We start from the raw sequence: 386 nt of genomic DNA on the forward strand, positions 1-386 counted from the left end.
ACAACCACCACCAGCAACCCCACCAACACCGCCAACAACCCGCCGACGACACCCAACCACAACCCCGAAACCCTACGCATCAACCAAACCCTGCCAGCATCACCTAGTGGCCAACAGATGCTCCACCAACTCATCCATCGCCGCCACCACCTCCTGCTCGGTAAACCTGCCAAGAGCCGGCTCCAGCACGATCACGGTATCCTCCGCATAAGCCACACACTCCGGATACTTGCCGATCTTCGACGCGCCGCAGGTGAACCGCCCCACATAATGCACATCATCCCACTCCGCCAGGTAGTCATTAAACTGCCTCGGCAACACGAGACCCTTCATTTCAAGCCCCAGGACCCGCTCCGGATCACTGGAGCTATCAACATAAGCCACCC

Annotated in this window: 1 protein-coding gene; it reads right to left on the reverse strand. The window is 58.8% G+C overall.

All coding sequences use genetic code 11. The features are described from left to right. Positions 1 to 99 precede the first annotated feature (99 nt). On the reverse strand, positions 100 to 386 hold a 287-nt coding region (locus tag EII42_RS12430; protein ID WP_233558417.1), incomplete at its 5' end, for a hypothetical protein.

Origin of the sequence: Tessaracoccus sp. OH4464_COT-324 (genome assembly GCF_003932855.1) — a bacterium.
Classification (GTDB): domain Bacteria; phylum Actinomycetota; class Actinomycetes; order Propionibacteriales; family Propionibacteriaceae; genus Arachnia.